The sequence below is a fragment of the Cellulomonas hominis genome (assembly GCF_901521055.1).
GTDB classification, from domain to species: domain Bacteria; phylum Actinomycetota; class Actinomycetes; order Actinomycetales; family Cellulomonadaceae; genus Cellulomonas; species Cellulomonas endometrii.
Genome location: NZ_CABEGA010000033.1, coordinates 1 through 24,037 on the forward strand (window position 1 = coordinate 1; position 24,037 = coordinate 24,037).

At 74.8% G+C, this 24,037-nt stretch carries 27 protein-coding genes; 11 read left to right on the plus strand and 16 right to left on the minus strand.

The window, feature by feature from the left end; genetic code table 11:
• Positions 1–914: 914 nt before the first annotated feature.
• The 3 genes from KJP73_RS09735 to KJP73_RS09745 form a co-directional block, all read right to left on the minus strand.
• A complete protein-coding gene (locus tag KJP73_RS09735) occupies positions 915–2,144 on the minus strand; it encodes an SPFH domain-containing protein (RefSeq protein ID WP_213282662.1) in 1,230 nt (409 codons plus the stop codon).
• A gap of 76 nt (positions 2,145–2,220) precedes the next feature.
• Positions 2,221–2,703 (minus strand): NfeD family protein, encoded by a 483-nt coding sequence (locus KJP73_RS09740; RefSeq protein WP_213282663.1) that lies wholly within the window; start codon positions 2,701–2,703, stop codon positions 2,221–2,223.
• A 133-nt stretch (positions 2,704–2,836) separates the two neighbouring features.
• A complete protein-coding gene (locus KJP73_RS09745) occupies positions 2,837–3,622 on the minus strand; it encodes an ABC transporter ATP-binding protein (RefSeq protein ID WP_213282664.1) in 786 nt (261 codons plus the stop codon).
• Between the two features lie 55 nt (positions 3,623–3,677).
• On the opposite strand from KJP73_RS09745, the gene KJP73_RS09750 reads away from it, so the two are divergent.
• A complete protein-coding gene (locus tag KJP73_RS09750; protein WP_213282665.1) occupies positions 3,678–4,505 on the plus strand; it encodes a hypothetical protein in 828 nt (275 codons plus the stop codon).
• A gap of 32 nt (positions 4,506–4,537) precedes the next feature.
• Here the strand turns inward: KJP73_RS09750 and glgA are convergent, their stop codons facing one another.
• Entirely contained in the window at positions 4,538–5,758 is a 1,221-nt protein-coding gene (gene glgA / locus KJP73_RS09755) for a glycogen synthase (protein WP_213282666.1), read from the minus strand.
• A gap of 70 nt (positions 5,759–5,828) precedes the next feature.
• On the opposite strand from glgA, the gene glgC reads away from it, so the two are divergent.
• Positions 5,829–7,070, plus strand: a complete 1,242-nt coding sequence (glgC, locus tag KJP73_RS09760; RefSeq protein WP_213282667.1) for a glucose-1-phosphate adenylyltransferase — start codon at positions 5,829–5,831, stop codon at positions 7,068–7,070.
• A gap of 75 nt (positions 7,071–7,145) precedes the next feature.
• Positions 7,146–7,790: a phosphoserine phosphatase SerB gene (serB, locus tag KJP73_RS09765; protein ID WP_433995166.1), complete on the plus strand. Its 645-nt coding sequence runs from the start codon at positions 7,146–7,148 to the stop codon at positions 7,788–7,790.
• A 49-nt stretch (positions 7,791–7,839) separates the two neighbouring features.
• Here the strand turns inward: serB and KJP73_RS09770 are convergent, their stop codons facing one another.
• The 3 genes from KJP73_RS09770 to fabG are packed head-to-tail and all read right to left on the minus strand — an operon-like array spanning position 7,840 to position 9,918.
• Positions 7,840–8,355, minus strand: a complete 516-nt coding sequence (locus tag KJP73_RS09770) for a SixA phosphatase family protein (protein WP_249669273.1) — start codon at positions 8,353–8,355, stop codon at positions 7,840–7,842.
• Between the two features lie 19 nt (positions 8,356–8,374).
• Positions 8,375–9,142 carry an enoyl-ACP reductase FabI gene (gene fabI, locus KJP73_RS09775; protein ID WP_213282668.1) on the minus strand — a complete coding sequence of 256 codons (768 nt, stop codon included), beginning with the start codon at positions 9,140–9,142 and terminating at the stop codon, positions 8,375–8,377.
• 35 nt (positions 9,143–9,177) lie between these two features.
• Complete coding sequence (gene fabG, locus KJP73_RS09780; protein ID WP_213282669.1) at positions 9,178–9,918, minus strand: 3-oxoacyl-ACP reductase FabG; 741 nt, start codon at positions 9,916–9,918, stop codon at positions 9,178–9,180.
• Positions 9,919–10,095: 177 nt separating this feature from the next.
• Here fabG and KJP73_RS09785 point away from each other — a divergent pair, with 177 nt between their 5' ends.
• On the plus strand, positions 10,096–10,488 hold the full coding sequence (locus tag KJP73_RS09785; protein ID WP_213282670.1) for a VOC family protein: 393 nt from the start codon (positions 10,096–10,098) through the stop codon (positions 10,486–10,488).
• 86 nt (positions 10,489–10,574) lie between these two features.
• Here KJP73_RS09785 and KJP73_RS09790 read toward each other — a convergent pair whose 3' ends face one another.
• Positions 10,575–11,270 carry a helix-turn-helix transcriptional regulator gene (locus KJP73_RS09790; protein WP_213282671.1) on the minus strand — a complete coding sequence of 232 codons (696 nt, stop codon included), beginning with the start codon at positions 11,268–11,270 and terminating at the stop codon, positions 10,575–10,577.
• Positions 11,271–11,356: 86 nt separating this feature from the next.
• On the opposite strand from KJP73_RS09790, the gene KJP73_RS09795 reads away from it, so the two are divergent.
• From KJP73_RS09795 to KJP73_RS09805, 3 genes are read left to right on the plus strand one after another with little or no spacing between them, the layout of a single operon-like run.
• Positions 11,357–11,806 carry a DUF3099 domain-containing protein gene (locus KJP73_RS09795; protein ID WP_213282672.1) on the plus strand — a complete coding sequence of 150 codons (450 nt, stop codon included), beginning with the start codon at positions 11,357–11,359 and terminating at the stop codon, positions 11,804–11,806.
• Positions 11,803–12,090, plus strand: coding sequence for a hypothetical protein (locus KJP73_RS09800; protein WP_213282673.1), 288 nt, complete (start codon positions 11,803–11,805; stop codon positions 12,088–12,090). Before KJP73_RS09795 ends, KJP73_RS09800 begins: the two co-directional genes overlap by 4 nt.
• Positions 12,087–12,935, plus strand: a complete 849-nt coding sequence (locus KJP73_RS09805; RefSeq protein ID WP_213282674.1) for an SURF1 family cytochrome oxidase biogenesis protein — start codon at positions 12,087–12,089, stop codon at positions 12,933–12,935. The genes KJP73_RS09800 and KJP73_RS09805 overlap by 4 nt, the downstream gene beginning before the upstream one ends.
• An 18-nt stretch (positions 12,936–12,953) precedes the next feature.
• Here KJP73_RS09805 and KJP73_RS09810 read toward each other — a convergent pair whose 3' ends face one another.
• The gene (locus KJP73_RS09810) at positions 12,954–14,552 is read right to left on the minus strand and encodes an ABC-F family ATP-binding cassette domain-containing protein (protein ID WP_213282675.1); all 1,599 of its coding nucleotides are present in this window, start codon (positions 14,550–14,552) and stop codon (positions 12,954–12,956) included.
• 310 nt (positions 14,553–14,862) lie between these two features.
• Here KJP73_RS09810 and KJP73_RS09815 point away from each other — a divergent pair, with 310 nt between their 5' ends.
• From KJP73_RS09815 to ypfJ, 4 genes are read left to right on the plus strand one after another with little or no spacing between them, the layout of a single operon-like run.
• On the plus strand, positions 14,863–15,357 hold the full coding sequence (locus KJP73_RS09815) for a biotin transporter BioY (RefSeq protein ID WP_349628302.1): 495 nt from the start codon (positions 14,863–14,865) through the stop codon (positions 15,355–15,357).
• Positions 15,354–16,151 carry an energy-coupling factor ABC transporter ATP-binding protein gene (locus tag KJP73_RS09820; protein ID WP_213282676.1) on the plus strand — a complete coding sequence of 266 codons (798 nt, stop codon included), beginning with the start codon at positions 15,354–15,356 and terminating at the stop codon, positions 16,149–16,151. The genes KJP73_RS09815 and KJP73_RS09820 overlap by 4 nt, the downstream gene beginning before the upstream one ends.
• Entirely contained in the window at positions 16,148–16,750 is a 603-nt protein-coding gene (locus tag KJP73_RS09825) for an energy-coupling factor transporter transmembrane component T (protein WP_249669275.1), read from the plus strand. The genes KJP73_RS09820 and KJP73_RS09825 overlap by 4 nt, the downstream gene beginning before the upstream one ends.
• 52 nt (positions 16,751–16,802) lie before the next feature.
• The gene (ypfJ, locus tag KJP73_RS09830; protein WP_213282677.1) at positions 16,803–17,708 is read left to right on the plus strand and encodes a KPN_02809 family neutral zinc metallopeptidase; all 906 of its coding nucleotides are present in this window, start codon (positions 16,803–16,805) and stop codon (positions 17,706–17,708) included.
• A 70-nt stretch (positions 17,709–17,778) separates the two neighbouring features.
• Here the strand turns inward: ypfJ and KJP73_RS09835 are convergent, their stop codons facing one another.
• The 7 genes from KJP73_RS09835 to sufB form a co-directional block, all read right to left on the minus strand.
• Positions 17,779–18,144, minus strand: a complete 366-nt coding sequence (locus KJP73_RS09835; protein ID WP_213282678.1) for a metal-sulfur cluster assembly factor — start codon at positions 18,142–18,144, stop codon at positions 17,779–17,781.
• A complete protein-coding gene (gene sufU / locus KJP73_RS09840; RefSeq protein WP_213282679.1) occupies positions 18,141–18,650 on the minus strand; it encodes a Fe-S cluster assembly sulfur transfer protein SufU in 510 nt (169 codons plus the stop codon). Before sufU ends, KJP73_RS09835 begins: the two co-directional genes overlap by 4 nt.
• Before the next feature lie 25 nt (positions 18,651–18,675).
• Entirely contained in the window at positions 18,676–20,007 is a 1,332-nt protein-coding gene (locus tag KJP73_RS09845) for a SufS family cysteine desulfurase (RefSeq protein WP_213282680.1), read from the minus strand.
• Positions 20,008–20,125: 118 nt separating this feature from the next.
• On the minus strand, positions 20,126–20,890 hold the full coding sequence (gene sufC, locus KJP73_RS09850) for a Fe-S cluster assembly ATPase SufC (protein ID WP_213282681.1): 765 nt from the start codon (positions 20,888–20,890) through the stop codon (positions 20,126–20,128).
• Positions 20,891–20,912: 22 nt separating this feature from the next.
• Complete coding sequence (locus KJP73_RS09855; protein ID WP_213282682.1) at positions 20,913–21,242, minus strand: non-heme iron oxygenase ferredoxin subunit; 330 nt, start codon at positions 21,240–21,242, stop codon at positions 20,913–20,915.
• On the minus strand, positions 21,239–22,594 hold the full coding sequence (gene sufD / locus KJP73_RS09860) for a Fe-S cluster assembly protein SufD (protein ID WP_213282683.1): 1,356 nt from the start codon (positions 22,592–22,594) through the stop codon (positions 21,239–21,241). Before sufD ends, KJP73_RS09855 begins: the two co-directional genes overlap by 4 nt.
• Positions 22,594–24,036 carry a Fe-S cluster assembly protein SufB gene (gene sufB, locus KJP73_RS09865; RefSeq protein WP_213282684.1) on the minus strand — a complete coding sequence of 481 codons (1,443 nt, stop codon included), beginning with the start codon at positions 24,034–24,036 and terminating at the stop codon, positions 22,594–22,596. Before sufB ends, sufD begins: the two co-directional genes overlap by 1 nt.
• Position 24,037: the final 1 nt, after the last annotated feature.

Consider the following 24,037-nt stretch of genomic DNA (forward strand, 5'->3'; position numbering starts at 1 on the left):
CAGACGACGGCATACGATTTTTTTTTTTCAAGCAGAAGCCGGCATACGAGATAGCGTAGCGTCTCGTGGGCTCGGAGATGTGTATAAGAGCCGGGGGCGGCGCCGTGCAGCAGGACGTCCACCAGGTCGCCGACGGCGAGCTCGGCCTCCTCCGGCACGACCGGCGGCCCCTGGCCCATGATCGTCGCGAGCAGGAGCTGCGCGAGCCGCTCGGGCTCCACGCGGAGGTCGTCCCGGTACGGCTCGAGCCGCCGGGCGATCGCGGCGCGCGACTCCGTCAGGGCGCGGGCCCGCACGTCGCGGCCGGGCCCGTGCGGGAGGGCCGGTGGCGAGCCGGGGCCGCCCTGCGCCGGCGGGGTGCGGCCGAGGACGTCCGCCCCGCGCGCGCCCCGGACGGCTGCGGCCCGGCGGCCCTCCTCCGAGGCGAGCACCCCGTGCACGGCGAACATGACGCGCCGCACCCGGCGCCCGCGCGCGGCGACGACCTCCGCGACCTGCGTGAGCTCCGCGGCGAGGCCGCCGGCGTCGGGCAGGGCGTCGATCTCCGCGACGCCGGCCGCCGGGTCCAGGGCGCGCGAGGCCGCGGCCGTCAGCAGCTCGACCTTGTCGTCGAACGCCCGGAACAGCGTGCCCTCGGCGACGCCGGCGGCCAGGGCGATCTGCCGGGTCGACACCTGCGAGCCGTGCCGCTCGAGCAGCGGGATCGTCGCGACGGCGATGGCGTCGCGACGCTCGTCGCGGCTCATCGGCCGCGCGCGACCGGTCCGGGGCTCCTCCACGCCGCCACCCTAAGTGAGTGAGCACTCACTCGTCCAGTCGCGGTCCCGTCCCCGGGCACGACGACGCCCGCCGCGCGGGTGCACGGCGGGCGTCGTCGTTCGGGCACCGCGCTCAGCGGCCGGGCACCCGCTCCGTCACGGTGCGGGCGGCGTGGCCTGCCCCGCGTCGGGCTCGGCCGGCGGCACGGGAGGCACCGGCGGCACCGGCGGCACCGGCGGCACCGCGGGCTGCGCGGGGGCCGAGGTGCCGGGGCGCGGGCGCTGGCCCGCCTCCGCGACCGGGTCGAACGGCCGGCCGCTGAACGTGCCGGCGCTCGTCGCGTCGGCGGTCGCGGCCTCGGACTCGCGCCGGGCCTCGGCCAGCGCCTCCTTCGGGTCGGTCAGCGCGATCGGCGGGAGGTCCTGCGGGCCCAGCGGGGACGAGCCGGCGGGCCGCGCCTCCGTGGCCGCGCCCTCGCCGTCCCCCGAGCCGCCGAACGCGCCGGCGAAGCCCTTCGTGAACTGCCCGAGCGCGCCGGTCAGCTCGGACGGCACGATCCACACCTTGTTCGCCGGGGTGGCCGCCAGCTTCGGCAGCGCCTGCAGGTACTGGTACGCGAGCAGCTTCGGGTCGGCGTCGCCGCGGTGCACGGCGTCGAACACCTGGAGGATCGCCCGCGACTCGCCCTCGGCGGTGAGGATCGCCGCCTGAGCGGACCCCTCGGCCCGCAGGATCGCGGCCTGCTTCTCGCCCTCGGCGGTGAGGATCTGGGACTGCTTGAACCCCTCGGCGGTGAGGATCGCGGCGCGGCGGTCGCGCTCGGCGCGCATCTGCTGCTCCATCGCGCCCTGCACCGAGACCGGCGGGTCGATGCTCTTCAGCTCGACGCGGTTCACGCGGATGCCCCACTTGCCGGTCGCCTCGTCCAGGACGCCGCGGAGCTGGCCGTTGATCTGGTCACGGCTGGTCAGGGTCTGCTCGAGGTCCATCGAGCCGATCACGTTGCGGAGCGTGGTGACCGTCAGCTGCTCGATGCCGGTGATGTAGTTCGCGATCTCGTAGACCGCCGACTTGGGCTCCGTCACCTGGAAGTAGATGACGGTGTCGATGCTGACCACCAGGTTGTCGGAGGTGATCACGGGCTGCGGCGGGAACGACACCACCTGCTCGCGCAGGTCGACGCCCGCACGGACCCGGTCGACGAACGGGATGATCAGGTGCAGCCCGGCGTCCAGCGTCCGGTTGTACCGGCCGAGCCGCTCCACCAGGAGCGCGACGGTCTGCGGCACGATGCGCACGGCACGCGCCAGGGTCACCACGACGAAGACCGCCAGGATGCCCAGGAACACCCATCCCACGATCGCGCCGACGTTCGGGTCGTCCACTGCGTCTCCTCCCTGCACCGGCCCGTCACCCGGGCCGTCGTCCTCCGGCCGCGACCGGTCGGTCGCCGCCGTCGTCTCAGATGCCGGCGGGCGCGCCGGGCGGACCCGACCCGTCGGCCGTCGCGGGCCGGTCGGCCGCCGCGACCACCGCGGTGGCGCCGTCGATGCGCGCCACGCGGACCTCCGTGCCGGCCGGGAAGGACTCCCCGTCGGCCAGCGCGCGCGCCGACCACACCTCGCCCGCCAGCTTCACGCGGCCGCCGGCGACGTCGGTCGGCGCGACCACCACGGCCGAGCGCCCGACCAGGGCGGCGGAGTTCGTCTCCACGAGCGGGGTCCGCTCCCGCAGGCGCCGCAGCAGGAACGGCCGCAGCGCGAACAGCATGAGCAGCGACGTCACCGCGGCGACCACGATCTGCACCGCGAGCGGCGCACCGAGCGCGTTCGCGGCGGCACCGCCGAGCGCGCCGAACGCGAGCATGAGGAAGATCAGGTCGAGCGAGAACATCTCCGCGACGCCCAGCAGCAGCGCGCCACCGAGCCACCACAACCAGCCCATCGTCGGCCCCCTTCCGTGGGGTGTGCCCGTCCGGCACCGTCGTCGTCGGCGGCGACGCCACGCCGCTCACCACCGATCCTAGACGATTTCTTGACCTCGACGAGGGGAAACCGTCCGCGGGAGGGTGCCGGCGTCAGCGGGAGCCGCGCGCCGTCCAGCGGTCGTCGGTCTTCTCGACGCGCAGCGGGGTGCCGAACGCGCCGGACAGGTTCTCGCTCGTCAGCACCTCGTCGACCGGCCCGGCGGCGTGCACCCGGCCGTCCGCGAGCAGCAGCAGGTGCGTGAAGCCCGGCGGGATCTCCTCGACGTGGTGCGTGACCAGCACCAGCACGGGCGAGCGGCGGTCGGCGGCCAGCTCCGCCAGGGCGCTCACCAGCTCCTCGCGCCCCCCGAGGTCCAGGCCCGCGGCGGGCTCGTCGAGCAGCAGCAGCTCCGGGTCGCTCATGAGGGCCCGCGCGATCTGCACCCGCTTGCGCTCGCCCTCGCTCAGCGTGCCGTAGCGCCGGTCGGCGAACCGCTCGACGCCGAACGCCGCCATGAGGTCGGTCGCGCGGGACTCGTCGACGTCCTCGTACGCCTCGCGCCAGCGGCCCGTGACGCCGTAGGCCGCGGTGAGGACGACGTCGCGCACGATCTCCCCGCCCGGGATCCGCTCCGCGAGCGCCGCGCTGGCCAGGCCGATCCGCGGCCGGAGCTCGAACACGTCGACCCGGCCGAGCCGGGAGCCCAGCAGGTCCGCCGTCCCGGACGTCGGGTGCATCCGGCCGGAGGCCACCTGGAGCACGGTCGTCTTGCCCGCGCCGTTGCGCCCCAGCACCACCCAGCGCTCGCCCTCGCGGACCGTCCAGGACAGCGCGTCCAGGATCGTCGTGGTGCCGCGCCGGATGGTCACGTCCTGCAGGTGGAGCACGTCGGTCATGGACACCAGACCCTAGCTGCCCGGGAGCGCCGGGACGTGGTCGTACGTTGGTGGCGTGGACCGCACCTCCCTCGCCCTGCCCCGCTCCGTGCTGCTCGCGCTCTGGCTCGCCGAGCCGGGCGCCGGGTCCGGGCCGGTGCAGCGCACGCTCGACGCGGTGCAGGGCGACGACGAGCCGCACCGGGTGACCGTGCCGGAGGCGGGCGTCCCGGGGATGGGCACCGGTGACGCCCGCGGCGGCGCGACCCTCGCCGACCTCGTCGCCGCGTGGGCGAGCGGCCCGCGCACGGTCGCGGCCGTGCTGCCGGCCCCCGGCGACCCCGCCGGTGCGCCCGCGGCGGTGGCGGGCCCGGCGCAGGAGGCCGGCGAGGCCGTCCTGGTCAGCACGCCCGACGGCGACTTCGCGGCGGTCCCCGGCGTGGAGCAGTTCGGCAGCCCGTTCGAGGTGGGCCACCTGGTGACGTGGCAGGTGCACGCGGTGCCGCCGTGGCGCCAGGCCCTGGTCGGGCAGGTCGGCACGCTCGCGGAGGCGGAGCGGGCGCTCACGACGGCGCTCACCCGGGCGACCGAGGCGCTCGTCTCCCTGGACGTGGCCCGGTGGCGGCCCGACGCCGCGGAGCAGATCGCCGCGCTGCGGTCGACCCCCGACGCGCGCGGCGTGCTCCCGCCCGGGCTGGAGCCCCGCCGGGTGCGCGTGATCGGGTCGGCCCTGCGCCTGCGCGCCATCGTCGACATCGCCACGTCCGACGACGGCGCGGCGGTGAACCTCTGGCAGGCGGACCAGCGGCACACCGCCCTGCGGGACGTCGACCGGGCCGCGCGGCGGGCCCTGGCCGTCGCGACGCACCCGGCGGCGGACGCGCCGGACCCGCGGCGGGCCTGAGCGCCCCGCAGCCCGTCAGCCCCGCGCGGGCGTCAGCGCAGGACCGAGCGGTACACGTCCACCGTGCGCTCGGCGATGGCGTCCCACGAGAAGTGGTCCTCCACCCGCTGCCGCGACGCGACGCCCCACGCCCGCGCGCGCCCGGCGTCGGACACGGCCTCCGCGAGCGCGGCGCCCAGGTCGGCGACGTACCGGTCGGGGTCGACGGGCGTGCCGGTGCCGTCCTGCACCTGCTCGATCGGCACGAGCCAGCCGGTGGTGCCCTCGTCGACGACCTCGGGGATGCCGCCCGTCGCCGTGCCGACCACGGGCAGCCCGACGGCCATCGCCTCCAGGTTTACGATGCCGAGCGGCTCGTAGACCGACGGGCACGCGAACACCGTCCCGGTCGCGAGCACCGACACCAGCTCCTGCCGGGGCAGCATCCGCTCGATCCACACCACACCCTCGCGCCGCGCCCGCAGCTGCTCGACGAGCCCCGTGACCTCGGCCATGATCTGCGGCGTGTCCGGCGCCCCGGCGCACAGCACGAGCTGCACCTCGGGCGGCAGCTGCTCGGCGGCGCGCAGCAGGTAGGGCAGGCCCTTCTGCCGGGTGATCCGCCCGACGAACACCACCGCGGGCCGGTCGGGGTCGATGCCGTTCTCCACGGCGACCGCGCGGGCCGCGGCCCACTCGTCGTCCGTCTCCGGGCGCCGCCAGCCGGTCAGGTCGATGCCGTTGTGCACGACCTTGACCCGCTCGGGGTCGATCGCCGGGTAGCAGCGCAGGATGTCCTCGCGCATGCCCGCGCTGACCGCGATGACCGCGGCCGCGGACTCGAACGCCGTCCGCTCCGCCCACGACGACAGCGCGTACCCGCCGCCGAGCTGCTCGGCCTTCCAGGGGCGCAGCGGCTCCAGGCTGTGCGCCGAGACCACGTGCGGGACGCCGTGCAGCAGCGACGCCAAGTGGCCGGCGAGGTTCGCGTACCAGGTGTGGGAGTGCACGAGGTCGGTCGCCGGGCCGTCGCCGCGGCCGACGCCGTCGACGATCGACAGGTCCACGCCGAGGGTCGCCAGCGCGGGGTTCGCGTCCGCGAGCGCCGACGGCACGTCGTAGCCCGTGACGCCCGGCTCGTCGCGCGGCCCGTCGAAGCAGTGCACCCGCACGTCGACGCTGCGCCGCAGCACCGCGGCGAGCTCCGCGACGTGCACACCGGCGCCGCCGTAGACGTGCGGGGGGTACTCGCGGGTCAGCAGGTCGACTCTCACCTGCGACACGCTAGCGCGGAACCTCCCGTTCGCCTCGCCGAGCACCCGGTCGTGGCTCTAGGGTCAGGGCATGGCAGCGCCGCGCATCCTGGCAATCGTCCTCGCAGGTGGAGAGGGCAAGCGGCTCATGCCGCTGACCGCCGCCCGCGCCAAGCCGGCCGTGCCGTTCGGGGGCATCTACCGCCTCGTCGACTTCGCACTGTCGAACCTCGTCAACTCGCGGTACCTGCACATCGTCGTGCTGACCCAGTACAAGTCGCACAGCCTCGACCGGCACGTCTCGAAGACCTGGCGCATGTCCACCCTGCTGGGCAACTACGTCTCCCCCGTGCCCGCGCAGCAGCGGGTCGGCAAGCACTGGTACCTCGGCAGCGCCGACGCGATCTACCAGTGCCTCAACATCCTGGACGACGAGCGGCCCGACATCGTGGTCGTCGTCGGCGCCGACCACGTGTACCGCATGGACTTCTCGCAGATGGTGGACCAGCACATCGCCACCGGCGCCGAGATGACCGTCGCGGGCATCCGGCAGCCCATCGGGATGGCCGACCAGTTCGGCGTCATCGAGACCGACCCGTCGGACCCGACGAAGATCGCCGCGTTCCGCGAGAAGCCGTCCGACCCGGTGGCCCTGCCGGACTCCCCGCAGGAGATCCTCGCGTCGATGGGCAACTACGTCGTCAACACCGACGCCCTGATCCGCGCCGTCACCGAGGACGCCGAGAACCCGACGTCCCGGCACGACATGGGCGGCGACCTCGTGCCGGCGTTCGTGGAGCGCGGGACCGCCGCGGTCTACGACTTCATCCACAACGACGTGCCCGGCTCCACCGACCGGGACCGGCAGTACTGGCGCGACGTCGGGACCCTGGACTCGTACTACGACGCGAACCAGGACCTCATCTCCATCGAGCCGGTGTTCAACCTGTACAACGACGAGTGGCCGGTCTACACCGGCTACACCGGGCTGCCGCCGGCCAAGTTCGTGCACGCCGGCGCCGGTCGCCTCGGCCACGCCGCCGACTCGATCGTCTCCCCCGGCGTCATCGTCTCCGGGGCCACGGTCTCCGGCTCGGTGCTGTCGCCCGGCACGTACCTGCACTCGTGGGCGCAGGTGACGGACTCGGTGCTGATGGACGGCGTGCAGGTGAACCGGTACGCGCAGGTGCACCGGGCGATCCTCGACAAGAACGTCGTGGTCCAGGAGCGCGCCCGCGTCGGCATCGACCGCGAGCACGACGAGGCCCGCGGCTTCACCGTCACCGAGTCGGGCATCACCGTCGTCCCGAAGGGCGCGGTCGTCGAGCTCTGACGCACCGGCCGCGCGGGCGTCCGCCGTCCGTGGACGCCCGCGCGACGACCCGACCGGCCTCGGTAGCCTGCCCGGGTGAGCCAGCCGCGACCGCCCCGCCTCGTCGTCATGGACGTCGACTCGACGCTGATCACCCAGGAGGTCGTCGAGCTCCTGGCGGCGCACGCCGGGTCGCAGGACGAGGTCCGCGAGATCACCGAGCGGGCCATGCGCGGCGAGCTGGACTTCACCGAGTCGCTGCGGGCGCGGGTCGCCACGCTGGCCGGGCTCCCCGTGTCGGTGTTCGCCGAGGTGCTGGACGAGGTCGTCGTGACGCCCGGCGCAGTGGAGCTGCTCGCCGAGCTCGACCGCCGCGGGTGGCCCGTCGGGCTGGTGTCCGGCGGCTTCGTGGAGGTCGTCGCGCCCCTGGCGGAGCGGCTCGGCATCACCCGGTTCCACGCGAACGCCCTCGAGGTCGAGCACGGCGCCCTCACCGGCCGCGTCGCCGGCGAGGTCGTGGACCGCGCGGTGAAGGCCCGCACCCTGCGCGAGTACGCGGCGGCCGCCGGGATCCCCCTGGACCGGACCATCGCGATCGGCGACGGCGCCAACGACCTGGACATGCTCGCCGCGGCGGCGTTCGGCATCGCGTTCAACGCCAAGCCGGTGGTGTGCGAGCAGGCCGACGCCGTCGTCCGCGACCGCCTCGACGCGGTCCTGGACCTGCCGCCGTTCCGCTGACCTCGCCGGCCGGCGCGCCCGGGCGGCCCGAGCGGCCCGAGCGGCGGGGTCAGGCCGGGGCGACCACGCGCAGCAGCCGCGCGGCGTCGGGCACGAGCTCCGCCCACGGACCGGGCACCTCGAGCAGGCTGTACGCCGCCGTGGAGACACCGACCCGCACCTGCGCGACCGCGGCGTCGTCCGACCCCGGCCCGGCCAGCGCGGCGGCGGTCTGCGAGACGGTCGGCTCGTGCCCGACGACCAGGACGGTGCCCGCGGACTCCTCGACCTCGCGCAGCAGGCCGATCAGGGCGCGCACGCCGGCGGTGTAGAGCTCGTCGCTCAGCCGCGCGGCCTCGGCCGGCAGGCCCAGACCCGCGCGCACCAGGTCCCACGTCTGACGGGTCCGCACGGCCGAGGACACCAGCACCACGTCCGGCACGACGCCGGCCGCCGCGAGCGCGACGCCGACCTCGGACGCCTGCTTGCGCCCCGCGAGCGCGAGCGGGCGGAGCTGGTCGTCGAGGGAGGCCGGGTGCTCCGCCTTGGCGTGGCGGAGCAGGACGAGCTGGTGCGCGGGGTTCACGCGCACCAGCGTCGCACGACTACTGACCCATGGCGTGCACGCCGCCGTCGACGTGCACCATCTCCCCGGTGGTCTTCGGGAACCAGTCGGACAGCAGCGCGGCCACCGCGCGGGCGGTCGGCTCCGGGTCGTGGACGTCCCAGCCCAGGGGCGCGCGGCCGTCCCAGCCGCCCTCCATCGACTCGAAGCCCGGGATGGACTTCGCGGCCGTGGTGCGGATCGGGCCGGCGGACACGACGTTCACCCGGATGCCGGACGGGCCGAGGTCGCGCGCCAGGTAGCGGGAGGTCGACTCGAAGGCGGCCTTGGCGACGCCCATCCAGTCGTAGACCGGCCAGGCGAACCGGGCGTCGAACGTGAGGCCGACGATCGAGCCGCCGTTCGTGAGCAGCGGCTGCGTGGCGGTGGCGAGCGACTTCAGGGAGAACGCGGAGACCTCGAGCGCGGTCGCCACGTCGGCCCACTGCGCGGCGAGGAAGTTGCCGCCCATGACGGACTGCGGCGCGAAGCCGATCGAGTGCACGACGCCGTCCAGGTGGTCGACGTGCTCGCGGACGCGGTCGCCCAGCGCGGCCAGGTCGTCGGCGTCGGTGACGTCGAGCTGCACGACCGGCGCCTCCTTCGGCAGCCGGCGCGCGATCGCCTGCGTCAGGCGGAACTGACGGCCGAACGAGCTGAGCACGACCTCGGCGCCCTCCTCCTGCGCGAGGCGCGCGACGTGGAAGGCGATGGAGCCGTCGGTGAGGACACCGGTGACGAGGAGCTTCTTGCCGTCGAGGAGACCCATGGTGGTTCCGTTCCGTTCGTTCGGGGTGAGGGAGGTCAGTGGCCCATGCCGAGGCCGCCGTCGACGGGCAGCACCGCGCCGGAGATGTAGCCGGCGGCGGGCGACGCGAGGAACTCCACGGCCGCGGCGATCTCGTCGACCGCGCCGAACCGCGCCGCCGGGATGGAGGACAGGTACGCGTCCTGGCGGTCCTGCGGGAGCTCGGCGGTCATGGCGGTCTCGATGAAGCCCGGCGCGACGACGTTCGCCGTGATGCCGCGGGCGCCGAGCTCGCGCGTGACGGACCGGGCCATGCCGACCAGGCCGGCCTTCGTCGCCGCGTAGTTGACCTGGCCGGCGTTGCCGTACAGGCCGACCGCCGAGCCGATCATCACGATGCGGCCGCGACGCAGGCGGATCATGCCCTTGGAGGCCCGGCGCACGCAGCGGAACACCCCCGTGAGGTTCACGTCGAGCACCTGCTCGAAGTCCTCGTCGCTCATCCGCATGAGCAGGCCGTCGCGGGTCACGCCGGCGTTCGCGACGAGCACCTCGACCGGGCCGTGCTGCGCCTCGGCCTCCGCGAACGCCGCGTCCACGGACGCCGTGTCGGTGACGTCACCGGTCACGGTGAGGACGCCGTCCGGGGCGCCGCCGCTGCGGGCCAGGGTGGCGACCTTGTCGCCGTTCGCCAGGAACCGCTCGGCGATCGCGCGGCCGATCCCGCGGTTGGCGCCGGTCACGAGCACGCTGCGCGGCTCCGGGCGGGGGCTGGTGGTCTGCGAGGTCTCGGACACGGAAGTCGACGCTAGCCGACGCCCCCGCGACGGCGGTGCACCGGCGCGGCACAGGTTGGCGCGCCGGTGTTGTCCGGTTCGCACAAGGGTCGGTCCACGCGCCGCCGGGCAGCAGGACCGGCGGGCGTGTCCGAAACGTTCACGACCCGGCGCGGGCGCCGGCCCTACCGTCGGGGCATGACACCGCACCTGGACCTCATCGGGCTCGTCGCCACGGACCTGCCCCGCACCCTCGCGTTCTACCGGGCCCTCGGCCTCGACGTGCCGGCCGACGCGGACACCGCGCCGCACGTGGAGGTCTCCCTGCCGGGCGGTCTGCGCCTCGCGTGGGACACCGTCGACGTCGTGCGCTCCTTCGACCCGGGCTGGCAGCCGCCGGCCGGCGGGCACCGCGTCGCGCTGGCCTTCGCGTGCGCCGACCCCGCGGAGGTGGACGCCACGTACGAGCGGATGGTCGACGCGGGCTTCACCGGGCACCTGCCGCCGTGGGACGCCGTCTGGGGCCAGCGCTACGCCGTGCTGCACGACCCGGACGGCACCGCGGTGGACCTGTTCGCCGCGACCACCTGAGCGCACCGCCTGACCTCGGAAGGCGCCCGGGCGGGTGAGGCGGGGTCAGGCCGGGTCAGGCCGGGCGACTGCCTGCCCGGCGGCTGCTAGCCCGCCGCGCGGTCGGACGCGAGGGCCGCGGGCGACCGGCCGGTGAGCGCCCGGACCTCGCGGGACAGGTGCGGCTGGTCCGCGTACCCCGCGCGCTGCGCGACGTCGGCCAACGCGGTCCCGGCGTCGAGCAGGGGCAGCACCCGCTGCAGCCGCAGCACGCGCGCGAGCGTGCGCGGTCCGTACCCGAACGCGTCCTGGCACCGGCGGTGGAGGGTCCGGGGGGTCACGCCGGCCCGGTCCGCGACCTCGGCCGCCCCGATGCCGGCACCGACGAGCCGGGCGACCGCCGCGACGTCCGCGCGCCGCCCGCCGCGCTCCGCGAGCCGCGCCGCGATGCGTCCCTCGAGCGCCGCGACCCCGCCCTCGGCCACCGCGTCGAGCCACGGGCGGGCGGCCCGGACGCCCCACACGTCCGCGAGGTCCGGCCGCTGGTCGCGCAGCACCCGCGCGGGCACGCCGAGCAGCACGGGCGCGGCGCCGGGCGGGAGCCGCACGCCCAGCACGGGGCTGCCGGGCGCGACCGGGGCCGCGGAGTGCGCGCGGGTGTCCGGCCCGGCGACCAGGAGCCGCCCGCCCGACCACACGAGGTCCATGCAGCCGTCGGGCAGCACGGAACCGCCGGCTCGGGCCGCGGACACCGACCACGCCACCGCGCCGGGCACCCCGCGCGACGGCCTCTCGACGTACATGCCCGCAGTATCGCGGGCGCCCCCGACACGGCCGCCAGGTGCCGCCGGGAGCGCGCCGGACCCGCCGGCGGCGCCTACGATCAGGTGTGAGCAGGCGGACCCCCGACGCGGCGCAGAGCATCACGAGCGCGCCCGAACCCCTCGCCGCCGACCAGGCGCGGCGCGAGCGGCGGTACCTGATCCAGATGGGCATCCGGATCGTCTGCTTCCTGCTGGCCGTGCTGCTCTGGCAGTACGTGCCGATGTGGGTCAGCCTCGTCCTGATCGTCGGCGCCGTGGTGCTGCCGTACACCGCCGTGCTGTTCGCCAACGCGGGTCGTGAGCGCCGCGACGCCGGACCCGTCCCGGTGCTGCCGCCGGTGCTCGACGCGGGACCCGCGGCGACGCCGTGGCCCGCCGCTCCCCCGGCCGGGCCCCGTGCCGAGGCGCCCGTGCCGCCCGACGAGCCCGTCCGCCCCGAGCAGCCGATCCGCCCGGACGACCCCGCCGACCCCGACGACGAGACCCGCGACCACCCCGCCGGAGGACCCCGATGACCGCCGCGGCACCCGACGCCGTCGACGACCTGATCTGCAGCGCCCGCGGCTGCCGCGCCGAGGCGACCTGGGGCGTGCTGTGGAACAACCCGAAGCTGCACACCCCGGACCGCCGGAAGGTGTGGCTGGCGTGCGACGAGCACCGCGAGCACCTCGAGGAGTACCTCCGCGTGCGCGCGTTCTGGCAGGACACCGTGCCCGTCGCGGACCTGCCGCGCGTGGAGCAGGGGCAGCGTCCGGGGCTGGGGCTCCCGGGCCTCCCCGGCGCACCGGGGCTGCGATGACCCTCCGGGGCAACCCCGCCGCCCGTCGCGCGGTCGGCCTGGTGCTGGTGGCGGTCGCCGTGTCCGTCGCGTGCGTGTTCCTGGGCCGGTGGCAGTGGCACCGGCACGTCGCCCGGGACGCCGCGATCCAGCTGGTGAAGCAGAACTTCGCCGCCGACGCCGTGCCGCTCGCCGACCTGCTGCCCGAGCCGGGCGCCGTCCTGGACCCGCGCGACGTCTGGCGGCAGGCGACGGTCACCGGCACCTACGACGCCGACGCCGCGGTGCTGCTGCGCAACCGGCCCGTCGACGGCCAGCCCGGGTTCCACGTGCTCGTGCCGCTGGAGCTCGCGGACGGCTCGGTGCTGGTCGTCGACCGCGGCTGGGTCGCCTGGGACGACGACGCGAGCGGCGAGGTCTCGGTCCCCGCGCCGCCGCCGGGCGAGGTCACGGTCACCGTGCACCTGCGGGCGGACGAGCCCGCCAGCGACCGGTCGGCGCCCGCGGGGCAGGTCCAGGCGATCGACGTCGCGCAGGTGCTGGCGGCGGGCGGGTCGGACGCGGAGTCGTTCGGCGGCTACGGCGCGGTCGTCGAGGAGGACCCGGCGGCCGCCGAGCGCCTGGGCGCGCTCCCCGAGCCGAGCGTCGACCCCGGCTCGCACCTGTCGTACGCGTTCCAGTGGTGGACGTTCTCGGTCGGGTCGCTCGTCGCGTTCGGCTGGCTGGCCCGCCGGGAGCTGCTCGAGGGCGCGGCCGCCGGTGACGGCAGCACGCCGCGCGCCCCGGTGCCCCCGGTGGCACCGCGCCGCCGCCGCCCGTCGGACGAGGAGACCGAGGACGCCCTCATCGACTCCCAGTCCCGCTGAGCCGCCGCGGGCGGGACGTCAGGCGAGCGTGACGAGGTCCAGGTAGGACGGGTTCCAGAGGTCCTCGTCGCCGTCGGGGAGCAGCACCACGCGCTCCGGCTGGAGCGCCTCGACCGCGCCCTCGTCGTGGCTGACCAGCACCACGGCGCCGGTGTACCCGCGCAGCGCGGCGAGGATCTCCTCGCGGCTGGCCGGGTCGAGGTTGTTGGTGGGCTCGTCGAGCAGCAGCACGTTCGCCGACGACACGACCAGGGCCGCGAGCGCCAGGCGGGTCTTCTCGCCGCCGGACAGCACGCCCGCCGGCTTGTCCGCGTCGTCGCCCGAGAACAGGAACGACCCGAGCACCGAGCGCACCTGGGTGTCCGTGAGGTCGGGCGCGGACGACCGGAGGTTCTCGACGACGGTGCGGTCCATGTCGAGGGTCTCGTGCTCCTGGGCGTAGTACCCGAGCTTGAGCCCGTGCCCGGCCCTCACCTCGCCGGTGTCGGACTCCTGCAGGCCCGCGAGCATCCGCAGCAGCGTGGTCTTCCCGGCCCCGTTCAGCCCGAGCACGACGACGCGGGAGCCGCGGTCGATGGCCAGGTCGACCCCCGCGAACACCTCCTGCGAGCCGTACGACTTCGACAGGTCCGCCGCGGTGAGCGGGGTCTTGCCGCAGGGCGCGGGCTCGGGGAACCGCAGCTTGGCGACCTTGTCGGACACCCGGACCTCATCCAGGCCGGCGAGCATCCGCTCGGCCCGGCGCGCCATGTTCTGCGCGGCGACGGCCTTGGTGGCCTTCGCGCGCATCTTGTCGGCCTGTGCGAGCAGCACCGACGCCTTCTTCTCGGCGTTGGCCCGCTCGCGGCGCCGGCTCTTCTCGTCCGTCTCGCGCTGCTGGACGTACGCGTCCCAGCCCAGGTTGTACTGGTCGAGCTCGCCGCGGTTGGCGTCCAGGTGGAACACCTTGTTCACGGTCGCGCGCAGCAGCTCGACGTCGTGGCTGATCACGATGAAGCCGCCCGGGTACACCTTGAGGTAGTCCCGCAGCCACGCGATCGAGTCGGCGTCGAGGTGGTTGGTCGGCTCGTCGAGCAGCAGCGTGCCCGAGCCGGAGAACAGGATCCGCGCGAGCTCGACGCGGCGGCGCTGACCGCCCGACAGCGTGCCGAGCGGCTGGCCCAGCACCCGGTCGTCCAGGCCGAGGTTCGACGTGATGCGGTGCGCCTCGCTCTCGGCGGCGTACCCGCCGCCGGCGGTGAACCGGGCCTCGAGCCGCGAGTAGCGCTCCATGGCGGCCTCGCGGGTCTCGTCGTCGGCCGACGCCATCGCGAGCTCGGTCTCCCGCATCGCCGCGACGACCTCGTCCAGCCCGCGGGCCGACAGCACCCGGTGCATCGCGAGGGTGGACAGGTCACCGGACCGCGGGTCCTGGGGCAGGTAGCCGACGTCGTCGCTCCGGGAGATCGTGCCGCCGCTGGGCTGACCCTCCCCCGCGAGCGTCTTGGTGAGCGTGGTCTTGCCGGCGCCGTTGCGACCGACCAGACCGATCCGGTCGCCCGGGGCGACCCGGAAGGTCGCCGATGACAGCAGCACGCGTGCTCCCACGCGCAGCTCGACGCCCTGGGCTGTGATCACTTGGTTCCCTCGTCCCTCCGCCGTGCACCGCGCGGACCGCTGATTCGCCGCGCGCGTCGTCGCAGAGTCGGCACAAACGCCCGCCATTCTACGAGGGCCAGCGCGGCACCGACGACGAGAATTCCCGCGGCCCCCTGCGGGCGTTCGCCGGAACCCACAGCGGCGGCGTCCGCGCGTTGGCCCCGGCGACGAACGACGCGGCCCCGGGGGGCGGCTAGCGTGACCGCGTACCGTCCCGGTCACCCGCAGCTCCCGCGCGACCGACGTCGCGCTGGTCGCCACGTTCGCCGCCTTCGTCGCGGTGTGCGCGGTGCTGCCCGCGATCCCGACCGGGGGCGCGGTGCCGATCACGCTCCAGACGTTCGGCGTCGTGCTGACGGGCCTCGTGCTCGGCCCGCGGCGCGGCGCGCTGGCGCTGCTGCTCTACGTCGCGGTCGGCCTCGCCGGGCTGCCGGTGTTCTCCGGTGCCGTCGGCGGGCTGGGCGTGCTCGCCGGCCCGTCCGCGGGCTACCTGCTCGCGTTCCCGCTCGCCGCCGCGGTGGCGGGCGCCCTCGGGCTGCTGGCCCGCCGCGCGCGTCCCCGGTGGCGGGTCCCCGCCCTGTTCGGGGCGGCCGCCGCGGCGACGCTGCTGACCGTGCACCCGCTCGGGATCGCGGTCATGGGCTGGCGGCTGGGCCTGTCCCCGTCCGAGGCGCTGGCCGCGGGCGCGGTGTTCCTGCCCGGGGACCTGGTGAAGAACGCGCTGGCCGCCGTCGTGGCCGCCGCCGCGCTGCGCGCGTTCCCGGACCTGCTGCGCGGCCGGTGATCGAGCTCGACGGCGCCGTCGTCACCGCGTACGCCCCCGGGCCGCGCGGCCGCGAGAGCGTCGTGACGCTGCTCGGCCCGGTCACGTGCACGCTCACGGAGCACCGGGTCGCGGTCGTCGGCGCGAACGGCTCGGGCAAGTCGACGTTCGCCCGGCTGCTGAACGGGCTGACGCTGCCGTCGGCGGGCGCCGTGCGGGTCGACGGGCTGGACACCGCCCGGGACGGCGCGGCCGTGCGGCGCCGGGTGGGCTTCCTGTTCACCGACCCCGACGCGCAGGTGGTCATGCCCACCCCCGTCGAGGACGTCGCGCTGTCCCTGCGCCGGCTCGGCGTGCCCGCCCGGGAGCGCGACGCCCGCGCGCGTGAGGCGCTCGCCCGCGTCGGCCTGGCCGAGCGGGCGGACGTCCCGGTCCGGGCGCTGTCGGGCGGCCAGCGGCAGCTGCTCGCGCTCGCCGCGGTGCTCGCCACCGAGCCGGCGGTGCTGGTCTGCGACGAGCCCACCACCCTGCTGGACCTGCGCTGGCGCCAGGTGGTCCACGAGCTGCTGGCGGGGCTGCCGCAGCAGGTCGTCCAGGTCACGCACGACCTCGACGCCGCTGCCCGCGCGGACCGCGTGCTGGTGGTCGACGCGGGCCGCGTCGTCCACGACGGCGCACCCGCCACGACGCTGCCCGCCTACCGTGCCCTCATGTCCGCGCCCGTCCCCGGCGCCTCCGGCGGCGAGGTCGTCAGTCCTGCACGAGGTCGTCCGTCCCACGGGACGACCTCCGCCGGAAGCGACGACCTCGCGTGACGCTCCTCGGCGCGCACCGCACCGCGCGCACGCCGCTGGACGGGGCGCCCGTCGGTGCGAAGCTCGGTGCGCTCGCCCTGCTCGGCGGCGCCGTGGTGCTCACGCACGGCGTCCCGGCGGCGCTCGCCCTCCTGGTCGTGGTGGTGCTCGCCGCCGTCGTCGCGGCCCTGCCGCCGCGGGCGACGCTCCGCGGTCTGCTGCCCGTGCTCGTCACCGCCGTCCTCGCCGGCGCGTACCAGGCGTGGGCGCGCGGGTGGGCGCCGGCGGTCGAGGTGGTGGCCGACCTGCTCACGCTGGTGCTGGCCGCCGCGGTCGTGACGGCCACGACGCCCGCCGACCGGCTGCTGGACGCGCTCACCCGCGCGGCCCGGCCCCTGCGCCGCGTCGGTCTGCCGCCGGACGTGGTCGCCGTCGCGGTCGCGCTGGTCCTGCGGACGGTCCCGGAGATCGCCCGCACCGTGCACGAGGTCCGCGACGCCGCGCGCGCCCGCGGCCTGGAGCGCGACCCGCGCGTGTGGCTGACGCCGGCGGTCCTGCGGGTCGTCGGGCGCGCGCGGGACCTCGGCGAGGCGCTGGCGGCGCGCGGCATCGTCGACTGAGCGGCCCGACCCTCGACGCGCGGACCGCCGCGGGCGCGGTTACGTTCCCGGCATGACGTTCCAGGACGGTGGCCGGTTCGAGGGCGGACGCGTGACCTCCCGCCGCGGCGGTGGCCGCGGCCGGGGCGTCGCCGTGGGCGGTGGGATCGGCAGCCTCGTGCTCGTGGCGCTGGTGGTGCTGCTCGGCGGCGACCCGGGCCAGCTCTTCTCCGGCGCCACGGGTGGCGGGGGTGGCTCCGCGGGCGAGCAGGTGAGCGAGATCGGCGCCTGCACCGCCGAGCAGGCGAACGCCGAGCGGGAGTGCCGGCTCTCGGCCACGGTGCAGTCCCTCGACGCGTACTGGACGGAGGCCCTGCCCGCGGCGGGCCTCCAGGTGGCGGAGGCCGACGTGCAGCCGGGCGTGGTCTCGTTCACCGCGGCCACCGACACCGGCTGCGGGGCGGCGTCCGCGAGCACCGGGCCGTTCTACTGCCCGCCGGACCGCACCATCTACCTGGACCTGTCGTTCTACGACCTGCTGTCCTCGCAGTTCGGGGCGTCCGGAGGCTCGCTGGCGGAGATGTACGTGGTCGCGCACGAGTACGGGCACCACGTCCAGCAGCTCACCGGCGTCTTCGACCGGGCGGACCGCTCCGGGACGGGCGACGACTCCGACTCCGTGCGCGTCGAGCTGCAGGCGGACTGCTACGCCGGCCTGTGGGCGGGGCACGCGGCCACGACGGTCGACCCCGACACCGGCGTGACGTTCCTGGAGCCGATCAGCCGGCAGCAGCTCGCCGACGCGCTGTCCGCGGCCGCCGCCGTCGGCGACGACCACATCCAGCAGCAGTCCGGCGGGGGCGTGGACCCGGACACCTGGACGCACGGGTCGAGCGAGCAGCGCCAGCAGTGGTTCACGACCGGCTACGAGCAGGGCAGTCTCGCGGCGTGCGACACGTTCGCGGTCGAGAACCCCTGACACCCTCCGACCCCCCGGGCACGACGACGGCCGGCCACCCCGCGGGGCGACCGGCCGTCGGTGACGTGCGTCAGATGTTGAACCCGAGGGCCCGCATCATCGCGCGGCCGTCATCGGTGATCTTCTCCGGGCCCCACGGCGGCATCCAGACCCAGTTGATCCGGAACGAGTCGACGAGCCCCTCGAGGGACGAGCCGGCCTGGTCCTCGATGACGTCGGTCAGCGGGCAGGCCGCCGAGGTGAGCGTCATGTCGATCGTGACGTGCCGGTTCGGCTCCACGGCGATGCCGTAGACGAGCCCGAGGTCGACGACGTTGATGCCGAGCTCGGGGTCGATGACGTCCCGGAGCGCCTCCTCGATGTCCGCGACGTTCGCGGGCGCTGCACCGGTGGCGTCGGCCTCGCCGGTCGCCTGGGCTGCGGTCGTGTCGCTCATCGCCCCTCCTCCTGAGTGGTCTGGGTGGTCTGCGCCGCGGCCTGGGCCACGGCGTCCTTCATGGCGGCCCAGCCGAGCAGGGCGCACTTGATGCGGGCCGGGTAGCGGGCGACGCCGACGAACGCGACCGCGTCCTCCAGCGCCTCGTCGAGCCGGTCGTCCTCGAACTTCTCGGGCAGCACGCCGCGGGAGTCCATCAGCTCGCGGAAGTCGGCGGACATCGCCATCGCCGCCTCGACGGACGCGCCCGACACCGCCTGGGACATCACCGAGGCGGACGCCTGCGAGATCGAGCAGCCCTGACCGGTCCAGGTCAGCTCGCCGATCACCGGGGAGCCGGACTCCCCCGCGTCGAGGCGCACCCGCAGGGTCACCTCGTCGCCGCAGGTGGGGTTGACGTGGTGCACCTCGACGTCGAACGCCTCCTGGGCGCCGCGGTGGGCGGGGTGCTTGGCGTGGTCGAGGATCAGCTGCTGGTACAGCTGCTCCATGGAGCCGGTGCTCATCGGTGTCCGTCCTCGTGCATGGCGCTCAGTCTTGCAGTCCGAAGAACGTCCGAACCCCCGCCAGTGCTTCCCGGAACACCGTGATCTCCTCGTCCGTCGTGTAGACGGCCGCCGAGGCACGGGCCGTGGCGGCCACCCCGAACCGGCGGTGCAGCGGCTGCGCGCAGTGGTGACCGACCCGCACGGCCACGCCCGCGTCGTCCAGGACCTGGCCGACGTCGTGCGCGTGCACGCCGTCGACGACGAACGACACGGTCGCGAGCCGGTCGCGGTTCTCGGTGGGGCCGATCACCCGCACGCCCGGCACGGACGCCACGGCGTCGAGCAGCAGCCCGGCGAGGTGCCGCTCGTGCGCGGCGACCGCGTCCATGCCGAGCTCGGCCAGGTACGTCGCGGCGGCGCCCATGCCGACGGCCTGCGAGACCATCTGGGTGCCGGCCTCGAACCGGCGCGGCGGCGGGGCGTACGTCGTGGCCTCCATGGTGACGACCTCCACCATCGAGCCGCCGGTGGTCACGGGCGGCATGGCCTCCAGCAGCTCGCGGCGGCCGTACAGCGCGCCCACGCCGGTGGGGCCGAGCATCTTGTGCCCGGAGAACGCGGCGAAGTCGACGCCCATGGCGGCGAGGTCGACCGGCAGGTGCGGGACGCTCTGGCACGCGTCCAGCACCGTCAGCGCACCGACCTCGCGGGCCCGGGCGACGAACCGCTCGACGGGCGTGATCGCGCCGGTGACGTTCGACGCGTGCGAGAACGCGAGCACGCGGGTGCGGTCGGTGACGACGGTGTCGAGGTCGTCGGCCCGGATGCGCCCGTCGTCGTCGACGCCGAGCCAGCGGAGCGTCGCGCCGGTGCGCGCGGCGAGCTCCTGCCACGGCACCAGGTTCGCGTGGTGCTCGGCCTCGGTGACGACGATCTCGTCGCCCGGCGCGAGCGCGAACCGCCGCGACGCCTCGCCGCCCCGGCCGAGCGTCGCGTTCGACATCGCGTAGGCCACGAGGTTCAGGCCGGCCGTCGCGTTCGACGTCCAGACGAGCTCGTCGTCCGCGACGCCCACGAACGAGGCGACCTGGTGGCGCGCCGTCTCGAAGGCCTCGGTGGCCTCCTCGGCGAGCTGGTGCGCCCCGCGGTGCACCGCGGCGTTGCGCTGCGTGTAGAAGTCCTGCTCGGCGTCGAGGACCACGTCGGGCTTCTGGGACGTGGCCCCGGAGTCGAGGTACACCAGCGGCCGGCCGTCGCGGACCGTGCGCTGCAGCAGGGGGAAGTCCGCCCGCACGGCGGCCAGCTCGGCAGCCCCCAGCGTGGGCGCGCCGGTGGCGCCGTCGGCGCCCGAGGTCCGGTCCAGCGTCTCGGTCATCTCGTCGTCCTCGTCCCTGCTCGTCGGTCCCGTGCGGTCGCGTCGTGCCCCGTCGCCCCCGGGGGTGGGGCCGGGACGGCGGTCGCGCCGCCGCCCCGGCCCGGGTCCGGCCCGGTCGTCAGGCGGAGGCGCCCGACGTCAGGAACCGGTCGTAGCCCTCGTTCTCCAGCCGCTCGGCCAGCTCCGGGCCGCCCTCCTCGGCCACGCGCCCGTCGACGAACACGTGGACGAAGTCCGGCTTGATGTAGCGCAGGATGCGCGTGTAGTGCGTGATCAGCAGGACGCCGATCTCGGAGTTCTCCTTCACGCGGTTCACGCCCTCGGACACGATGCGCAGCGCGTCGACGTCCAGGCCGGAGTCGGTCTCGTCGAGGATGGCGAACCGCGGCTTCAGGAGCTCCATCTGCAGGATCTCGTGGCGCTTCTTCTCACCGCCGGAGAAGCCCTCGTTGACGGAGCGCTCGGCGAAGGTCGCGTCCATGCGCAGCTTGTCCATCGCGACGGTGACGTCCTTGATCCAGCTGCGCAGCGGCGGCGCCTCGCCGTCGATCGCGGTCTTGGCCGTGCGCAGGAAGTTCGAGACCGACACGCCCGGCACCTCGACCGGGTACTGCATGGCGAGGAACAGGCCGGCGCGGGCGCGCTCGTCGACGGACATCGCGAGGACGTCCTCGCCGTCGAGCGTCACGGTGCCGGAGGTCACCTCGTACTTCGGGTGGCCGGCCAGCGAGTACGCCAGGGTCGACTTGCCGGAGCCGTTCGGGCCCATGATGGCGTGCGTCTCGCCGCTGCCGATGGTGAGGTCGACGCCACGGAGGATGGGCTTGGGGCCCTCCTTCGTCTCGACGCTGACGTGCAGGTCGCGGATCTCCAGGGTGGACATGCTCAGGTTCTCCTCGGGAAGCTCAGGCGCCGTCGACGTCGACGAGCACGCGCTCGCCGTCGACGGTCAGGGGGTAGACGGGGACGGGGCGGACGGCCGGGGGGCCCAGCGGCTCGCCGGTGCGCAGGTCGAACCGCGACCCGTGCAGCCAGCACTCCACCGTGCAGCCCTCGACCTCGCCGTCGGACAGCGAGACCGCGCCGTGCGAGCAGATGTCGCTGATGGCGTGCAGCGCGCCGTCCTCGTCGCGGACGACCGCGACCTCGACGACGCCGGACGGCCCCTCGAGCTCGACACGGAACGTGCCGGCCTCGGGGACGTCGGAGGTCATGCAGGCGAGCTGGGCGCTCATGCGCGCTCGTCCTGCGAGGTGACGGAGGCCGGCTCGTTCAGGATGGCGCGCTCGCCGTCCGTCTCGGGCGTGATGTCGCTCGCGAGGTCGCCACCGGTGACCGCGGCCGCCCCGGCGAACTCCGACATCGACTGCGCCAGCTCGCGCTCGATGGCGTCGATCAGGCGCTCCTCGATCTCCGGGACCCCGATCTGGTTGATCAGCTCGGCGAAGAAGCCGCGCACGACCAGGCGGCGGGCGTCCGTCTCCGGGATGCCGCGGGCGCGCAGGTAGAACAGCTGCTCGTCGTCGAACCGGCCGGTGGCGCTGGCGTGGCCCGCGCCCTCGATGAGGCCCGTCTCGATCTCCAGGTTCGGCACGGAGTCCGCGCGCGCGCCGTCCGTGAGGACCAGGTTGCGGTTGAGCTCGTAGGTGTCGGTGCCCTCGGCCGCCGCGCGGATCAGCACGTCGCCGACCCACACGGTGTGCGCGCCCTCGCCCTGCAGCGCGCCCTTGTAGGCCACCCGGGACTTGCAGTTCGGCACCGCGTGGTCCACGAACAGCCGCTGCTCCTGGTGCTGGCCCGCGTCGGCGTAGTACACGCCGAGCATCTCGACCGAGCCGCCCTCACCGGCGAACTCGGCGTCCGGCGTGATCCGCACGACGTCGCCGCCGAGCGTCACGACGATGTGCTTCACCGTGGCGTTGCGGCCGAGCTTCACGCGGTGCGCGGCGGCGTGCACCGTGCCCGCGTCCCAGTCGTGCACGGAGACGACCGTGAGGTGCGCGCCGTCCTCGGCCACGACCTCGACCGTCTCGGTGAGCAGCGCCGACCCGACGTGGTCGATGACGACCGTCGCCTCGGACATCGGCTGGGCGTGCACCAGCAGGTGGCTGCCGGTGGGCTCGAGCTGGCCCTCGACGCCCTCGACGCGCACCGAGGTGACGGTCGACGCGACCGCCTCGGTCGGGACGGTCACGACGGTGGCGCGCGGGAACGACGCCCAGGCCACGGCCGCGGCCCGGTCGCCGGGCTCGCCGGCCCGGCCCAGCCGCGCGTCGTCGCGGTCCACGATCTCGACCTCGACCTCGGGCGCGTTCACGACCGTGGTGAGGACGCCGTGGCCGGTCAGCCGGCCGGACTCGGGGGCGAACAGCGGGGCCAGGCGGTCGACGGGCGAGAACCGCCACTCCTCCTCGCGCCCGGACGGCACCGGGAAGTCCGCGACCTCGAACGAGGTGGCGCGGGCCGCGCGGGACGACTGCGGGACGCCGCCGACGCCGTGGCTGTGCGCCCCGTCGGCGGTCGCGCGGGAGTGGTCGGTGGACAGGCCGGCGGGCGCGCCGGACTCGGTCGGTGTGGTGGTCGACATCAGCCGACGGCCCCTTCCATCTGCAGCTCGATCAGGCGGTTCAGCTCGAGGGCGTACTCCATGGGCAGCTCGCGTGCGATGGGCTCCACGAACCCGCGCACGATCATCGCCATGGCCTCCGTCTCGGTCATGCCGCGGGACATCAGGTAGAACAGCTGGTCCTCGCTCACGCGGGAGACCGTCGCCTCGTGACCCATCGACACGTCGTCCTCGCGGACGTCGACGTACGGGTAGGTGTCCGAGCGCGAGATCTGGTCGACCAGCAGCGCGTCGCAGAGCACGTTGCTCGCGGAGTGGCTCGCGCCCTCCAGCACCTGCACCAGGCCGCGGTACGACGTGCGGCCGCCGCCGCGGGCCACCGACTTCGACACGATCGAGGACGACGTGTGCGGCGCGGCGTGCACCATCTTGCAGCCGGCGTCCTGGTGCTGGCCCTCGCCCGCGAAGGCGATGGACAGCGTCTCGCCGCGGGCGTGCTCGCCCAGCAGGTAGATCGCCGGGTACTTCATGGTGACCTTGGAGCCGATGTTGCCGTCGACCCACTCCATCGTCGCGCCCTCGGCCGCGGTCGCCCGCTTGGTCACGAGGTTGTAGACGTTGTTCGACCAGTTCTGGATCGTCGTGTACCGCACGCGGGCGTTCTTCTTCACGATGATCTCGACGACCGCGGAGTGCAGCGAGTCCGACTGGTAGATCGGCGCGGTGCAGCCCTCGACGTAGTGCACGTACGAGCCCTCGTCCGCGATGATCAGCGTCCGCTCGAACTGGCCCATGTTCTCGGTGTTGATCCGGAAGTAGGCCTGCAGCGGGATCTCGACGTGCACGCCCGGCGGCACGTAGACGAACGAGCCGCCCGACCACACCGCGGTGTTCAGGGACGCGAACTTGTTGTCGCCCGGGGGGATCACCGAGCCGAAGTACTGCTCGAACAGCTCGGGGTACTCGCGCAGGCCCGTGTCGGTGTCGACGAAGATGACGCCCTGCGCCTCCAGGTCCTCGCGGATCTGGTGGTAGACGACCTCGGACTCGTACTGCGCGGCCACGCCGGCGACGAGGCGCTGCTTCTCGGCCTCCGGGATGCCCAGGCGGTCGTAGGTGTTGCGGATGTCCTCGGGGAGCTCCTCCCACGAGGTCGCCTGCTTCTCGGTCGACCGCACGAAGTACTTGATGTTGTCGAAGTCGATGCCCGACAGGTCCGCGCCCCACCAGGGCATCGGCTTCTTGTCGAACAGCCGCAGCGCCTTCAGGCGCGTCTTCAGCATCCACTCGGGCTCGTTCTTGAGCGCCGAGATGTTGCGCACGACGTCCTCGGAGAGGCCGCGCTGCGCGGTCGCGCCGGCGGTGTCCGCGTCGTGCCAGCCGTAGCCGTAGTTCCCGATCGAGGCGATCGCCTCGTCCTGGGTCATCGGCTCGGCGGGGCGGCCGGTGTCGGTCGTCGTCATC

What these genes read in the sequence shown, in the direction of transcription:
- KJP73_RS09740 (WP_213282663.1), bottom strand. Translation starts at nt 2,703, where the DNA reads ATGGGCTGGTTGTGGTGGCTCGGTGGCGCGCTGCTGCTGGGCGTCGCG.
- sufC (WP_213282681.1), bottom strand. Translation starts at nt 20,890, where the DNA reads ATGTCCACCCTGGAGATCCGCGACCTGCACGTCAGCGTCGAGACGAAG.
- KJP73_RS09805 (WP_213282674.1), top strand. Translation starts at nt 12,087, where the DNA reads ATGACCCTCCGGGGCAACCCCGCCGCCCGTCGCGCGGTCGGCCTGGTG.
- fabI (WP_213282668.1), bottom strand. Translation starts at nt 9,142, where the DNA reads ATGGGTCTCCTCGACGGCAAGAAGCTCCTCGTCACCGGTGTCCTCACC.
- KJP73_RS09800 (WP_213282673.1), top strand. Translation starts at nt 11,803, where the DNA reads ATGACCGCCGCGGCACCCGACGCCGTCGACGACCTGATCTGCAGCGCC.
- KJP73_RS09855 (WP_213282682.1), bottom strand. Translation starts at nt 21,242, where the DNA reads ATGAGCGCCCAGCTCGCCTGCATGACCTCCGACGTCCCCGAGGCCGGC.
- sufU (WP_213282679.1), bottom strand. Translation starts at nt 18,650, where the DNA reads ATGAGCACCGGCTCCATGGAGCAGCTGTACCAGCAGCTGATCCTCGAC.
- ypfJ (WP_213282677.1), top strand. Translation starts at nt 16,803, where the DNA reads ATGACGTTCCAGGACGGTGGCCGGTTCGAGGGCGGACGCGTGACCTCC.
- KJP73_RS09745 (WP_213282664.1), bottom strand. Translation starts at nt 3,622, where the DNA reads ATGACCGACGTGCTCCACCTGCAGGACGTGACCATCCGGCGCGGCACC.
- KJP73_RS09835 (WP_213282678.1), bottom strand. Translation starts at nt 18,144, where the DNA reads ATGAGCGACACGACCGCAGCCCAGGCGACCGGCGAGGCCGACGCCACC.
- KJP73_RS09785 (WP_213282670.1), top strand. Translation starts at nt 10,096, where the DNA reads ATGACACCGCACCTGGACCTCATCGGGCTCGTCGCCACGGACCTGCCC.
- glgC (WP_213282667.1), top strand. Translation starts at nt 5,829, where the DNA reads ATGGCAGCGCCGCGCATCCTGGCAATCGTCCTCGCAGGTGGAGAGGGC.
- KJP73_RS09790 (WP_213282671.1), bottom strand. Translation starts at nt 11,270, where the DNA reads ATGTACGTCGAGAGGCCGTCGCGCGGGGTGCCCGGCGCGGTGGCGTGG.
- sufB (WP_213282684.1), bottom strand. Translation starts at nt 24,036, where the DNA reads ATGACGACGACCGACACCGGCCGCCCCGCCGAGCCGATGACCCAGGAC.
- sufD (WP_213282683.1), bottom strand. Translation starts at nt 22,594, where the DNA reads ATGTCGACCACCACACCGACCGAGTCCGGCGCGCCCGCCGGCCTGTCC.
- KJP73_RS09845 (WP_213282680.1), bottom strand. Translation starts at nt 20,007, where the DNA reads ATGACCGAGACGCTGGACCGGACCTCGGGCGCCGACGGCGCCACCGGC.